Source organism: Cupriavidus alkaliphilus (assembly GCF_900094595.1).
GTDB lineage: Bacteria > Pseudomonadota > Gammaproteobacteria > Burkholderiales > Burkholderiaceae > Cupriavidus > Cupriavidus alkaliphilus.
On record NZ_FMAD01000004.1, the window covers coordinates 441,650 to 455,984 of the forward strand.

The following is a 14,335-nucleotide window of genomic DNA, read 5'->3' on the forward strand; positions in this document are numbered from 1 at the left end:
ATGCGCAAGTCACGCAGGTAGAGATAAGACTAGTGCATGCCGTCAGGTCACTGCAAGGCGACACGCCGGCGCATCGGTGTCGCACTGCACAAGCGCGCGCGCAAGGAAAAAGCGGCGGCGGGAACCCGTGATCCCCGCCGCCGCTGCGGCGCTTTGTGCCCGGCCGTGTACTGGCCGCGTATCGGCCGCATCCGGCCGGCTTCGGCTCAGTGCGACACGTCCTTGCTTTCCAGCTTCCAGTAACACGCCGCCGCCGCGATGCCGAAAATCAGGTGTCCGACCAAGGTATGCCAGCCGCGCACCTCGACAAACCACGGGAACGCCCGCGTCATCACATAGAAATTGAAGACGTAGACCACCACCCCGAACACCGCGCCCGCCAGCATGGCCAGGCCCAGGCTGGAATCGAGCGTGAACGGCGCCAGGATTGCCGCCAGGATCATGCCCAGCACGGCGCCCAGCACGAAGTGGATCACCAGCGCCGCGGCCACGGTGCCGACGCTGAACAGCGAGGTCTGCAGCACCTCAGGCCCCATCACGATCGCCGCGATCATGCGCGTCGCCACCCAGGGGTTCACGCCCGACACCATCGACGACCAGAACAGTTCCAGCACCAGCAGCAACGCGCCCGCCGCCAGGCCCGAAACCGCTGCCGCGGTCCAGTCCGGCAGGCGCCGCACGTAGTGGTGCGATCGCATGTGAAGTTCCATAACCACCTCCGTCTCTCGTCGGCGGGGCATCGCACGAAAGGGGAAACACGCCCCGCGTCTCTGCTCAGCATAGGACACGGGTTCAGCGCTTCGAGAGCGGCAAGCCGAAAAAAGGCTCGGATTGCGTACGTCGCGCAACGGCCCGGCCCGTGCAAGTGCGGGCTCCGATACCTGCCGGGACAAGGACAAGCGCCGCATCGGGGACAATCCCGATGCGCACACCATCCATACGGCACACACTGCCTATACTGGAATCACAAAAGAGAGAGACAGGAGACCGCCATGCACTTCACCGCGCATGATCTTGTATTCCTGATTCCGATGGCGCTGGTAGGCGTGATCGCCATGGGCTCGATCCCGGTGACCGCCAAGTTCCTGCGCATCAGTTGCCGCACCATGGGCGCGCTGATCGGCGCACTGGTCGCGGTGCTGGTGCTGGAGGCATTACCGCTGCTGATCTGACTCCGCTGGGGTCTGCTCGACACCCAGCCGGGAGGAGGGCCGCCATGTCGATCGGCCTGCTTGCCGTCATGATGGCGGCGTTGCTGTGCATTACCGTATTCTGGGCGCTGTGGCGCTGCAGCCGTCCGCATACGATGCGGTATCGGCGCTGCATGGCGCAGCGTCAGCGCGCGGGGTTGAGCCGGCACGCGCCGCGCAGGCACGGCTGAGCGACCAGCGCCCCCGCGGCGTCCGGGAGTCACGCTTGCGCCCTTCGGAACTCGCAGCCGACGGCGATGATCTTCGTGCCGTGCAAGGACGGCATGAGCCACAACGAGATCGAGGACGCCCGGCCCGCCACCACCGTGCTGTTTGTGGTTATGGTGGCCCAGGCTCAGTGGTAAGCCCGCCAGAAAATCACAACTAAGAAGTGCCTGCCGCGTTACAGCTCGATCATGGCGAATTCGCCCTTGCCAACGTCGCATTCCGGGCAACGCCAGTCATCGGGGATGTCCTCCCAGCGCGTGCCGGGGGCGATGCCGTCTTCCGGCCAGCCCTGCTCTTCGTCGTACACCCAGCCACAGATCACGCACACCCACGTCTTGTAGGCGACGGCGGCTTCCATTGGCTCCTGCTGCAAAATTCACTCCTGGTTCGGCGATGTAACGGATTGTCCGGGCCGAATCATACCGGTTTTCGGCGCTGGGCCCGTGGCGGCGCCGCAGGTTGCGGCGCCGCCACCCGGACTAGCCGCGGACGGAAAAGTCCACGCGGTTGGGCGTGCCCTTGTCCTTGAGGCCCTCGGCGCTGAGCTTGGGCGCGGTCAGGAACAGCCGGCTTTCCGGCACCTTGCCTTCGCGTTCGAGCGCCTGCTTGACCACCAGCGCGCGCTGCTCGGCCAGGCGCTTCAGGTCGGCCTCGGTCACGGTGGCGTTGGCCATCAGCAGCTTTTCCATCTCCTCGGGCGGCAGGGTCTTGGCAAAGCCGACGAAGTTGCGCGGCTTCTTCATCGAAGTGCGCTTGTAGACCTGCTCCAGGTATTTCGGGTATTCGGCCTTCGATACCTTGACCTCGGCGCCCTGTTCGCCGGCTTCGTCGTCGCCGGCCTCGGCGCCGGCCTGCGCGTTGTCGCGCAGGTCGCGGCGCTTCTGCTCGGCCACGCGCGCATCCAGCCAGGCGCGGCGCGCGCCGGCCTCGTCGGTGGCGGGATCGATGCGGCCGCTGATTTCCAGCCGCAGCGAGGGCCGGTCATTGAGCGCCTGGCCCAGCTTGGCGATCTTGTCCTTCGCCGCCGGGGTCAGGGTGGCGGTGCCGGGCGCGAACTCGACATAGCCCAGCTCCTCGCCGCTGCCGCCGAAGGCCGAGGCGATCAGCGAGAACGGCGACGTGATCGCCTTGGTCAGCAGGTTGACGATCACGCGCACGATCACGCCGCCGATGCTGAACTCCGGATCCGACAGCGAGCCCGACACCGGCAGGTTCACGTCGATCACGCCGTTGCGGTCCTTGAGCAGCGACACCGCCAGCAGCACCGGCAGCTTGGTCGCATCGGGGCTGTCGACGCGCTCGCCGAAGGTCAGCTGGTCGAGGAACAGGTGGTTGCGCGCATCGAGCTTGCCGTTCTCGATCTTGTAGGCCAGGTCGACGGTCAGCTTGCCCTTGGTAATGGGATAGCCTGCGTACTTGGCGGCATAGGGGGTGAGCCGCGTCAGTTCCACGCCCGCGGCCTTGGCGGCGATATCGAGGAACAACTGCTCGCCCAGCGGATTGAGCTTGCCGCTGATATTGACCGGCGCATCGTCGTCGATGCGGCCGTCCAGCACCAGGTCGGCCGGCGTGGGATCGCCCGACGACACCTTGGACACCGAGCCCTTCATGCCGGTCAGGTTGGCGGTGTAGTTGGGCTTGACGAAGAAGTCCGAGAAATTGATGTTGCCCTTGTCGACCGAGACCCCGCCAATGCGGATCTGCGGCTTGGGCCCGCCCGGCTTCTGCTCGACCTGGGCGGTACGTGTGTCGCCGACCTGCACCGGCGCGGCCGACGCCGAGGCCGGCGCCGAGGCCGGGTTGGCCTGGGTCAGGCTGGTCGACGGTGCGGCCTCGCCCTTCTCCGCGCCGCCGGCCAGCACGTCTTGCAGGTTCAGGCGCCCGTTTGCGTTCAGGATCACGCGGGCGTAGAAGTCGGACAGCGCAATATTGCCCAGGCTGACGCGCATCGGGCCCTTGCTCTCGTCCATCGCAAAGTCGATTCCCGACACTGCCAGCGAGCGCCAGCGCAGGAAGTCGTCGCCGCTGACGCGGTCCACCGTGCGCACATTGCCGGTCTGCACATTGCCGTTGAAATGCGCGGCAAGCGGCTTGCCGGCGGGCGCATCGACATTGAGCCGGCCCTTGACCGTGAGCGTGCCGCTGCGCAGCGCGGCGTTGAAGCGGTCGGCCAGGTAAGGCTGCAACGGGCTCACGTCGACCTGGCGCAGGTCCAGCTGCAGCCGGCTGGCCGGCAGCGCCGGCAGCACGGTGCCATCGAGGCCGATCACGCCGCGGCGGCCGGATTCGGCATGCAGCTTGACCGGCACCGCCGCCGGCGTCAGCGGCCAGGCCACGGCGCCGGTGCTCAGCCCGATATTGCGGAACTGGTGGATCACCGGGCGGCCGCGGTTGGCCTGCGCCGGCTGGTAGTCCGCCAGGCGGGCGCTGCCGCCTTCCACCACGACCTTGCCGATATTGGCCTTCCAGCCGCCGCCGGCAGCAGCGCCGTTGGCACCATTGGCGCTGGCCGGGGCCGTGCGCCGCGGCGCGGCGCGCGCCTGCTGCGCGGATTCGCTCGCCCACAGCCGCGCCATCTCGAGCAGTTCGCCGCGATGGTCGCGCGTGGCGGCGATCTGCGGCTGCGCCAGCGTGACCTGGCTGGTGGCAAAGGTCTGTTTGGCGAGGTCGAACTGGATATCGTCCAGCACCAGCTTCTGCGCCTGCAGCAGCGGCAGCGCGGCACCATCCCGGCCACTGCTGCGGTCGCCGGCGCGCTCACGCGTGCTGCGGCCGGCGCCCTGCGGCCTGTCTCCGGCATGCGCGTTGGCTTCGCTGCCGCGCGGCGCGGCGGCCGCCGGCATCACCACCGGGTCGCGCGTGGCGAGGTACAGCGGTGCCAGCTCCAGCCTCGATTTTTCCAGCACGAACTGGAACTGCGGCGTGCCCCACGCCATGCGGTAGTGCAGTTCCGCATTGACCGCGGTGGTGCCGAACTGGCTGCGCAGCTCGCGCGGCCACCAGGCGGCAAACCCCTGCGGGCGCAAGCCGGTGGTTTCCAGGGTGCCGGCCATCGAGCCGTCGCGCAGCAGCAGGTCGCCGGTGTGGTGCAGAGTCTGGCCGTCGGCCACCGCAAGCGTGGCCTCGACGCGCACGGGCTTGTCGCCGTCGGTGCCGGCAAAGCCCTTGACCTCGGCATCGAGCGGCCCGAGCGCGAGCTTGCCGGGCCCCGACGGCGCCAGCGCGTCCTCGAAGCCCAGCCGGGCCTGCCTGAGGACGATGCGGTCGACGGCGTAGCGCCACGGCACTTCCTTGGACGCGGCCGTCGCCGGGGCGGCCGGTGCGGCCGAAGCGGCAGCCGGGGCCGAGGCCGGCGCGGGTGCCGGCGCCACGCCATCGGTGGACCGGCTCACCGCCTGCGGCAGGAAAGCCGTGGCCAGGTTCAGCGAGCCGTCCGCGCGCCGCGCCGCCTCCACCGCCAGTCCTTCGATCTCGACGCTGCGCAGCTGCGCGCGATGCGCCAGCGGCTCCAGCCTGGCGATATCGACCGCCAGCTTGCCGCTGCGGACCAGCGGCTGGCCGGCGTGCGTGCGCACGTCGGCATCGCGCAGCGCGGCGGTGCCCATCACCACCATCTCCTGCGTGTCCTTTTGCTGGCGGAACGCCACCGTCAGCCGCGTATCGAGCTTGCCGGACTTGACCTCGGCATCGCGCAAAGCCGGCGCAAACGCCATCATCCGCGCCACCTCGAGCCCGTCCAGGTTGACGTTGAGCCGGGTCTGGCGTGAATCGGCAAAGGGCAGCACCTCGCCGTCCAGTGCCAGCGGCGTGCCGTTGACCTTGGCGCTCAGCGTGGGGCGGGTCACGATCTCGACGTCGTGCGGCAGGTTGGAAAGGAACGGCAGCGTCAGCGTCAGGTTGTCGACGCGCAGCGTGGTGTCGAGCAGCTTGTCGTCATAGCGCAGGCTGCTGCCCGTAACCGCGATGTTGTTCACCGAGAAGCGCGCCGGCTCGGCATCGGCCGGCTTGGGCGGCAGCGCCGCGAACTTCTCCTGCACATCGGCAAAGCTCATGCGCCCGTCGGCGCCGCGCACAACGTGCACGGCCAGGCGGTCGACATGCAGGTTGTCCACCACCGGTGCCAGATGCCAGATGGAGGCCAGCGAGGTATTGGCCTGCGCCTCGCCCAGCGTCAGCGCCGGCGTTTTGCCATCGCGCTCGTAAATGGTCAGGTCGGTCAGCGTGGCCGCCAGTTCGAACGGCCGCACATGCGCCTGCCCCAGCGTGACCTTGCGCCCGAGCGCCTCGGTCGCGTTCTTTTCGACCAGGTACTTGATCAGCGGCGGGCCGCCGAAATACCCCGCCAGCCCGAACACCGCCAGCGCCGCCGCCACGCCGCCCGCAATGCGCACGGCCAGCCGGCCGCGCGGCGTGGCAGCCACCGTGGCTGCCACCTGGATGGATTGCTTGAATGCCATGACGTTCCAGAAATTCCGACCCCGCAACCCGGCGCTGCACGCTGCTTTGTGCCCCGGATTTCACATTTTTCGACATTATGGCAACGGTTCAGGACAAAGCAAAGAAATTGGGCCCGGCGCGGCTCTCGCGCGTGACTGCCGCTGGTCGGCGCCGGTTTTGACCGCTCAACGGCCCGTGCGCCGATCTGGTATCTTTACGTCCTTTGCGAAGCGTCCCGTCGCAAGCCTGTGGCTTACCCGCCGCGTCGTGCCTGCCTCCCCTGCGCTGTACCCTCCGGCCACACCCATCACGTTATTCCGTGCTGCGCGCTTCGCATGCGTTCTCTTCCATGCGAGTCCATTCCATGTCTACCACCAGCAGTACCGCCGCGGGTGTCGGCACGCCGCGCGCCGGCGCGCGCGCGCTCACCGGCCAGGATTACAAGACCCTTTCCCTTGCCGCCCTGGGCGGCGCGCTCGAATTCTACGACTTCATCATCTTCGTCTTCTTCGCGACGGTGATCGGGCAGCTGTTCTTCCCGCCGTCAGTGCCCGACTGGCTGCGCCAGCTGCAGACCTTCGGCATTTTCGCGGCCGGTTACCTGGCGCGGCCGCTGGGCGGCATCATCATGGCGCACTTCGGCGACCTGCTCGGCCGCAAGAAGATGTTCACGCTGTCGATCCTGCTGATGTCCGTGCCCACGCTGCTGATGGGGCTGATGCCGACCTACCAGTCGATCGGGCTGGCCGCGCCGGTGCTGCTGCTGGTGCTGCGCATCCTGCAAGGCGCGGCCGTCGGCGGCGAAGTGCCGGGCGCCTGGGTCTTCGTCTCAGAGCACGTGCCGGCGCGCCATGTCGGCTATGCCTGCGGCACGCTGACGGCGGGGCTGACCGCCGGCATCCTGCTGGGCTCGCTGGTGGCAACCGGCATCAATACGGTGTTCACCCCGTCCGAACTGGCCGACTACGGCTGGCGGGTGCCGTTCCTGATCGGCGGCGTGTTCGGCATCGCCTCGATGTACCTGCGGCGCTGGCTGCATGAGACGCCGGTCTTTGCCGAATTGCAGCAGCGCAAGGCGCTGGCTGCCGAAATGCCGCTGAAGTCGGTGATGCGCGACCACGGCGGCAGCGTCGCGGTATCGATGCTGCTGACCTGGATGTTGTCGGCCGGCATCGTGGTGGTGATCCTGATGACGCCCACCTTCCTGCAGAAGCTGTATGGCTTCGACGCGCGCACGGCGCTGGTCGCCAACAGCGTGGCCACGCTGTGCCTGACGTTCGGCTGCATCGTCTCGGGCGCGCTGGCCGACCGCATCGGCGCGCGCCGCACGCTGTTCTTCGGCGGCCTGCTGCTGGCGGTCTGCGCCTACGCGTTCTACACCACCATCTTCACCCGCCCCGACCTGCTGCTGCCGCTCTATGCGCTGGCGGGCTTCCTGGTCGGCACCATCGGCGCGGTGCCGTTCGTGCTGGTCAACGCGTTCCCCGCGCAGGTGCGGTTCTCGGGGCTATCGTTCTCCTACAACGTGTCCTATGCGATCTTCGGCGGCCTGACGCCGATGGTGGTGACGCTGATGCTGAAGAACGATCCGCTGGCGCCCGCGCACTATGTGGTGGCGCTGTGCGTGCTTGGCATGGTGACGGCGCTGTTCGTCAAGGACCGGTCGCGGGGGTGATACCGCCGTTGCGACAGGCAAGAAGGGAGGGCGGGCGCCCTCCTTTTTTTGCGCGGACCGACGGGCACCCACCTGCCCTGCAGACCGACAGCACCAAATAACGCTTGATTGCGCCGAATTCACGCATCAAATGCGATCGCGCCCCGCAATACCTTGCTGAGGGATCTTTTACTTCGCAACACTAAATCTTTCAATTGCCGAACAAAAGATCCTTAAGGGATGATCCGTAACGTCGTTGTGCCAATGTGCCGTGACAGACGTATACCCCTGGGATGGCTCCTCGGGGTCGCCCGCGTCCCAGTCCCGGGCAGGATTTTCTGGCAAAAGGCCCGAAGCCGCCGATCCGGAAACGATTTGCGCAAGGAGGAGTTCATGTCGAACGGCCCGCACCGCACCCCGAGAGTACTGAAGAGGGCCGTATTGGCCGTCGCGATAGCCATGCTCGCCACCGTGCCCGCCCGGGCCGAGCAGCGAACGTACAAGATGACGACGCCGATTCCGCCGCAGATCACGACGCCGGACAAGGTTGAAACACGCATCGGCACGCTGCGCTTCTTCGACGGTGTGCCGACCGAGGAAACCGCAACCAGGGTCTATGACCAGCTGGATTTCAGCCGCGGCATCGAAGCCTTTCTCAACGGTATTCCCGGCGCCTCCATGGTGGCCCTGCGCACCGGCAGTCGTGCCGTCGGCGCAGTCAACGGGACCATCGGCATCTTTCAGGACCTGATGGATTCAAGGTCGCTGTACCTGACGGCCAATACCGAAAGCATTTACTACGCAACCTGGATTGACCTCAGGAACGGACCCATCGTCATCGAGAGTCCGCCTGGCGTGCTGGGCGTGGTTAATGACTTCTGGTTCCGCTATGTTGCCGACCTGGGCAATGCCGGCCCTGACAAGGGCAAGGGCGGGAAGTACCTGATCCTGCCGCCGGATTACAAGGGTACCGTGCCGAAAGGCTATTTCACCTTCAAATCCCCGACCTACGGCAACCTGGTGCTGGGTCGCGGCTTTATGAAGGACGGGTCGACCCGGGCGGCAGTGGACAGCATCCGGCAACACATGCGCGTCTACCCGCTCGCCGAGGCTGGCCGGCCGCACGCGCCAAAATTCGTCGAGCTTTCTGGCCGGGAAATGAATACGGTGCACGCCAACGATTTCAGCTTCTTTTCCGAGGTTGACCAGATCATCCAGGAAGAACCGGAGGATTCCTACGGCCCCGACATGATGGGCATCTTTAATGCCATCGGACTGGTCAAGGGCCAGCCCTTTGCGCCCGATGCCCGCATGAAGAAAATCCTCACCGACGCAGTCGCCACCGGGAACGCCATTGCCCGTTCGATTGATTTTCGCAACCGCGCCAAGGAAGCGAAGATCTATCCGGATGCCCACTGGAATACACCGTTCATCGGCGGCAGCTACGAATGGCTGACCAGGGGCGGGGCCCGCAATTTCGACGCGCGGACCCTGTTCTTCTATGCGGCCACGGTCAACACACCGGCAATGGCCGTGGCGATGCCGGGGGTCGGTTCACAATACGCAACGGCCAATCTGGATGCGAGCGGCCAGCCGTTCGATGGTGCAAAGACCTATCGTTTGCGCGTACCCGCCAAGGTGCCGGTCAAGGATTTCTGGTCGGTTGTCCTATATGACACACAGACGCGCTCCATGCTGCAAACGGACCAGCGGTTCCCCAGCCTCTCCAGCCAGACCAGACCGAAGTCGAATCCGGACGGCAGCGTGGATGTCTACTTCAGCCCTGAGCGACCCGCTAATGTTGAAAACTGGGTGCAGACGGTTCCGGGCAAGAGTTGGTTTACGATTTTCCGCCTGTACGGTCCGCTGCAGCCCTGGTTCGACAAGTCCTGGAAGCTGCCGGATATCCAGCGTGTCGGCTGATGTGTCTCTCTGTGCGATGAAGTATCGATGACACTGCACCGCGGCGCGCCGCCTCTGCCCGGCAGCGTAACGATTCAGTCCAGCGAGATCCTGGCCTGGTCGATCACCTCGCGCCAGCGTGTTCCTTCCTTTTCCATGAGCTGGGCCATGTCCGCGCCGGATCCGGGGTACGGTCGTGCGCCCTGCTCCGCCAGCTGGGAAATGAATCGCTTGTCCCTGGTCACGGTCAGCAAGGTATCCTGCAGCTGCTTGACGACCTCTGGTTTGGTACCGGCAGGCGCCATCAAGCCGTACCACGATTCGACCACCGCATCTTTTACACCTGCCTCGGCAAAGGTTGGGACGTCGGGAATGGCGGGGTCACGCCTTTCGCTGGCGACTGCGAGCAGACGGACCTTTCCTGCCTTGGCATAAGGCAGCACGTTCGGCAGGTTCGCGAAGATCAGTTGTACCTGTCCCGAGAGCAGATCAACGCCGGCCGGGCCTGCGCCCTTGTACGGCACGTGCACGAAGCTGGCTCCGGTTCTGGACATGAACAGTTCACCGATCAGATGATTGATCGAGCCCACGCCGGCCGATGCCATGTTCAGCTTGCCGGGGTTCGCCTTCGAATAGCCGATCAGGTCCGTGACGCTTTTCGCGGGAGCGGTGGCGGAGACGGCCAGCACATTCGACACGGTCGAGAACAGCGCGACCGGGACCAGCTTCTTGGGATCGTACGGTAGCCGCCTGGTCAGCAGCGACTGAACGGCTTGACCCATCGACCCCAGCAGCAGCGTATATCCGTCCGGGGCGGCCTTGGCGACGAATCCGGCGCCGATCGCGCCACCGGCGCCGGCCTTGTTGTCGACGACAACCGGCTGGCCGAGTTTTTCTCCCATATGCTCGGCCACCAGACGCCCCATCATGTTCACCGTACCGCCCGCGGCAAAAGGCACCACCAGCGTGATCGGTCTGGACGGATAGGTCTCTGCGCGAACGCTCAGGGAGAGCGCCGAGACGGACATGAACAAGGCGATACACTTTGATTTCAACATAACCTGCGTCTCCTTCAGTATCTCTTCTTGAGTACTTGCTCTTAGGCCACCAGCTTGCCCACGGCTTCGTCGAGTGCGAGTTGCGCCCGGCTCAAGCGGTGGCGTGCGTCACGTACCCATTGTTGATCCGCCGCACGCTCCTGCGCCGCGCGCGCCAGCAGTCTTGCAACCTGGTGCGGCCCTACGCTGCCATCTGTAATCCGGGTTTCGACAAAGCGAACCGGGTCGAGCGCGTCGCGTACCGCGGTGTCGCCCAGATTCAATGCGACACCAACCGTTTCGAGCGCAGCTTCGTCCAGACGCGCACTGGTCAGTTGATCGGCGCGCAATGCTTGCGCCACGCAGTTGCGCACTGCGCGGGCGACGATGTGGTGCACCTGGCGGAAGGACAGGCGTCGCTCACGCACGATCAGATCCGCAAGATTGCTCGACGTGCACCAGCTCCCCTTGAGCGATTCGGACATGCGATCCTGGTGCACGATCAACGTTTCGATGACGCCGGTGAACAGATCCAGCATGCTCTCGGTCGTTGCCAGGGCTTCATCGATATGAGAGACGCTGCGCATGGCCTGATCGCCCGTTCCCTCCGCGCGGAACGTAGCCAGGGCAGCTCCCAGCCACGTCACGGCCGGGCCGGCGGCCCTCCTGATGGTTTCCAGGGCGACCGGGTTCTTCTTTTGCGGAAAAATGCTGCTCGTACCGCTGTAGCTATCGTCGGATTCCACCAGTCCGAACTCGGTGCTGGACCAGATATGCAGGTCGGTAGCCAGATCGTTCAGATCGGCCATGATGAACGACAGCGCGCAGATGGCATCCGCCGCATCAAACGCTTCACGGCCAAGTTTTGAGTTTTCGACCTGGCCATCGAACCCGAGCAGCTCCGTGGTGCGCGCGCGGTTGAGCGGCCACGAGGTACCGACAAGGCCGACCGTTCCCAATGGATTGCGATTCACGCGTCCATAGGCTTGAGCCAGGCGCTCAAAGCTGTCATGCAGGCGCGAACTGAAGCTCAGCAGATAATGTCCGAACACCCAGGGCTGGGCCTGCTGCATATGCGTGTAGCCGGGCATGATGGTGTGCGCATGACGGCGCGCCTGCTCGGCAAGCGCATCCTGGAACGCGTTCAGTTGGTCCATCACGTCCAGGATGCGGTTGCGCTTGTACAGGCGACGTACCGTGGCACCCTGGTCAATCCGGCTGCGGCCGGTATGCATCTGGCCACCCACGTCCTCACCGACAGCGTTGAACAGATACGACTCGACCTGCAGCAGAAAGCTGCCTTTGCGCGCATCCACTGGAAACTCGGAAGGCTGCATCTGGCGGATGGTCAGCAATTGCCGCAGGATGGCGCGGCCGGTCTCCCCGGAAACAATGCCTTCTTCGACAAGCATGGTGACATGGGCCAGATCGACGGCAACGAACTCGTGAAACTGCTTGCGTTCGCGTTCGAGTCCCGGCAAGGCGTAGTGCTTGGTCAGCCGGGCGGCGGGAGGCGAACTTAGCCGGGCCTCGGCGAGTAATGTTTCGTGGGAAGTCGTAGTCATGGTAACGAGCGAGGCAAATGACGCCCGGCCATGCGGCGGCGCTTCTCTACCCAGCATAAAACGGTTCAGACGGGGGCCTCGCCGGGCGCGCTGCAAGCAGGTCGCGCGGAGCGAACGATCGGAATGAACCTTCGCCGAAAGACCGCGCCGCGGTCAGTGCTGCTGGTCCGATTCCATGACTGGATGATGAATTTCCGGGCCCGCGGGCACAACTACAGGCAGGGTTGGACGCATATAAGAAAATCTTCTGCGCCGGCGCAGTTTCAGCGCTGCTTGCCGCGGACTAAGGCAAGTCGACGCTCGCCTTGAAGAGTTCCCTGACCACCTTGATAAAGTCCTCGACCACCTTCGATCGCGGTTGATGGGCGGGCAAGACCATGGAGAAATGAAACAGCACGGCTGGCGACAACGGGCGCCAGACCACGCCCGGATCCCGCACTCTGCGAGCGGTGAAGGGATCGACGACCGCCAGGCCAAGACCGCCTGAAACCAGACTGCATGCCACGTGGCCAAGCGATGTGACCACCGACCGTTTGCACGTCACGCCGGCGGCGTCGAGTTCCATCTCCAGTCGCATGCGCACCGGGCTATTGCTGTTCAGGGAGATCAGCGACTCGTCTTGCAGGTCGGTAATCTTCAATGATCTCTTGCGCGCCAAAGCATGGCCGCGCGGGAGCACGCAGACCGCCGCGACGCTTGGTAGCGGGAAGACATCGACCCCCGGGTATTCGTCGCCAGACATCTGAACGAATCCGATATCGATCTGGTGCGCAGCGGCGAGCTCCAGCACGCCCAGAGAGTTGCGCACATCCAGCGAGATCGCCACCTCGGGGCGGGAGAGAGAAAACTGCCTGACGCCTTCGCTGAGCAAGCTCAACCCCAACGTATGCATGGAGGCCACACGCAGCGTGCCGATGCGCGCTGACTTGAGATCCATTGCCACGCGTTCGATCTGCTCGATGCCCTGGTAGAACCGGTCCACCTCGCGGAACAACCGCTGGGCTTCCGCCCCCGGAATCAGGCGATTGCCTTCCCGCCTGAACAGGCGAATTTCCAGTCTCTTCTCGAGATCCCTGATGAGTGCGCTGACCGCGGGCTGACTGATCTTCAGCCGCTCGGCGGCCACCGTCATGCTGCCGGAGGCCATCACGCTACGGAAGGCTTCGAGTTGGCGGGGATTCAGTTGCATAGGTAGCTAGGCGAAGGCTCAGGGGCCTAGCCTACAACGAAGGGCATCGCCGCCCTCATAAATTTCCCTTATGCGCGTCATGGTCCGGGCCTGTCCCTGCGCGCCTTGTCCCGCTTCTCGCCTCCGAGCGCCTCTTCCAGGAACTGCATCAGGGCCTGCACGCGGGCGGTACGTCCGCGCCGCGTCGGCACCAGCAACGTCACGGGCGCGCTGTCGATCTCCCAGTCGGCCAGCACCCGCACCAGCCTGCCGTGCGCGACAGCGTCGGCCGTATCCCATTCCGAACGCAGCACCAGCCCCAGGCCCTGCTCCGCCCACTGGCGCGCAACGCTGCCGTCGTTGCTGGTGTAGGCGGGCGTTACCCGCACGGTCTCGCGCGCCGACGAGCGCCGCCCGGCGCCGGTACCGGGCCGCCGAAAGCGCCACAGCGTCACGTCTTCGTCGTTCTCGCGGATGCAGATGCACGCGTGCGCGAGCAGGTCGCGCGGCTCGGCGGGCGTGCCGTGCTGGCGCAGATAAGCCGGGCTGGCGCACAGCCAGCGTGCATTGGGCGCCAGCGTGCGGGCGATCCACGATGAGTCGCGCACGGCGCCAATGTGGATCACGGCATCCGAGTCGTGCCGGTCAGGCCAGGGCGTTTCGCGCAGGTCAAGCTGCAGGCGCAAGCCAGTGTGGGCCTGCGCAAAGCGCGCCAGCAGCGGCGCGATATGTTGCCGTCCGTAGCCGAAGGGGGCGGCAATGCGCAGCGTGCCTGTGAGCCGGCTGTCCTCGCGCCGGAAAGATTCGGGCAGTGCGTTGAGCTGGGCCAGCAGCGCCGCGCCCTCCCGCGCGAAGCGTTCGCCTTCGGGTGTCAGGCTCAGCCGCCGGGCAGTGCGGGTGGCCAGCGCGAGGCCCAGGGTCGACTCCAGCTTGCGCAGGCGCGCGGACAAGGCCGGCGGCGTCACATTCAGGGCGCGCGCCGCGGCACTGAGCGAAGGCGACTGAGCCAGCGCCTCGACCAGGCGCAGGTCCTCGATCTGGATCATTCACTTCAGCTTAACGATTGATGTTCGGAAATTTAACCACAAGTCACCATATCGTTTCTACATTGGGAACCTCTGACAGCCCTGCGCAAGCCACCTCGCCAAAGGATC

At 65.5% G+C, this 14,335-nt stretch carries 11 protein-coding genes and 1 pseudogene; 5 read left to right on the plus strand and 7 right to left on the minus strand.

Translation table 11 applies throughout. The features are described 5' to 3' along the window. Window positions 1-206: 206 nt before the first annotated feature. Window positions 207-710, minus strand: a complete 504-nt coding sequence (locus tag GA0116996_RS11380) for a hypothetical protein (protein WP_092310879.1) — start codon at window positions 708-710, stop codon at window positions 207-209. 282 nt (window positions 711-992) lie between these two features. Here GA0116996_RS11380 and GA0116996_RS11385 point away from each other — a divergent pair, with 282 nt between their 5' ends. The 3 genes and pseudogenes from GA0116996_RS11385 to GA0116996_RS28615 all read left to right on the plus strand — a co-directional run. Next, complete coding sequence (locus tag GA0116996_RS11385) at window positions 993-1,172, plus strand: hypothetical protein (RefSeq protein WP_041228702.1); 180 nt, start codon at window positions 993-995, stop codon at window positions 1,170-1,172. A 44-nt stretch (window positions 1,173-1,216) separates the two neighbouring features. Beyond that, a complete protein-coding gene (locus tag GA0116996_RS28265) occupies window positions 1,217-1,381 on the plus strand; it encodes a hypothetical protein (protein WP_167355494.1) in 165 nt (54 codons plus the stop codon). Window positions 1,382-1,402: 21 nt separating this feature from the next. Further along, window positions 1,403-1,555: pseudogene (locus tag GA0116996_RS28615) on the plus strand (Zn-dependent hydrolase); the annotation flags it as partial. A 38-nt stretch (window positions 1,556-1,593) separates the two neighbouring features. On the opposite strand, the gene GA0116996_RS11390 reads toward GA0116996_RS28615, so the two are convergent. Together GA0116996_RS11390 and GA0116996_RS11395 are read right to left on the minus strand one after the other, a co-directional pair. Continuing rightward, window positions 1,594-1,791, minus strand: coding sequence for a rubredoxin (locus GA0116996_RS11390; RefSeq protein ID WP_018008339.1), 198 nt, complete (start codon window positions 1,789-1,791; stop codon window positions 1,594-1,596). A 106-nt stretch (window positions 1,792-1,897) separates the two neighbouring features. Beyond that, on the minus strand, window positions 1,898-5,875 hold the full coding sequence (locus GA0116996_RS11395) for a DUF748 domain-containing protein (RefSeq protein ID WP_167355495.1): 3,978 nt from the start codon (window positions 5,873-5,875) through the stop codon (window positions 1,898-1,900). 344 nt (window positions 5,876-6,219) lie between these two features. Between GA0116996_RS11395 and GA0116996_RS11400 the strand changes: the two genes are divergently transcribed. Together GA0116996_RS11400 and GA0116996_RS11405 are read left to right on the plus strand one after the other, a co-directional pair. Continuing rightward, window positions 6,220-7,530, plus strand: a complete 1,311-nt coding sequence (locus tag GA0116996_RS11400; RefSeq protein ID WP_092310885.1) for an MFS transporter — start codon at window positions 6,220-6,222, stop codon at window positions 7,528-7,530. Between the two features lie 372 nt (window positions 7,531-7,902). Then, window positions 7,903-9,432 carry a DUF1254 domain-containing protein gene (locus GA0116996_RS11405; protein ID WP_244159813.1) on the plus strand — a complete coding sequence of 510 codons (1,530 nt, stop codon included), beginning with the start codon at window positions 7,903-7,905 and terminating at the stop codon, window positions 9,430-9,432. Window positions 9,433-9,506: 74 nt separating this feature from the next. Here GA0116996_RS11405 and GA0116996_RS11410 read toward each other — a convergent pair whose 3' ends face one another. The 4 genes from GA0116996_RS11410 to GA0116996_RS11425 form a co-directional block, all read right to left on the minus strand. Further along, a complete protein-coding gene (locus tag GA0116996_RS11410) occupies window positions 9,507-10,469 on the minus strand; it encodes a Bug family tripartite tricarboxylate transporter substrate binding protein (RefSeq protein WP_092310891.1) in 963 nt (320 codons plus the stop codon). A 41-nt stretch (window positions 10,470-10,510) separates the two neighbouring features. Then, window positions 10,511-12,013: an argininosuccinate lyase gene (gene argH, locus GA0116996_RS11415; RefSeq protein WP_092310894.1), complete on the minus strand. Its 1,503-nt coding sequence runs from the start codon at window positions 12,011-12,013 to the stop codon at window positions 10,511-10,513. 283 nt (window positions 12,014-12,296) lie between these two features. Continuing rightward, on the minus strand, window positions 12,297-13,202 hold the full coding sequence (locus tag GA0116996_RS11420; protein WP_092310897.1) for a LysR substrate-binding domain-containing protein: 906 nt from the start codon (window positions 13,200-13,202) through the stop codon (window positions 12,297-12,299). Window positions 13,203-13,279: 77 nt separating this feature from the next. Continuing rightward, entirely contained in the window at window positions 13,280-14,227 is a 948-nt protein-coding gene (locus tag GA0116996_RS11425) for a LysR family transcriptional regulator (RefSeq protein ID WP_092310900.1), read from the minus strand. Window positions 14,228-14,335: the final 108 nt, after the last annotated feature.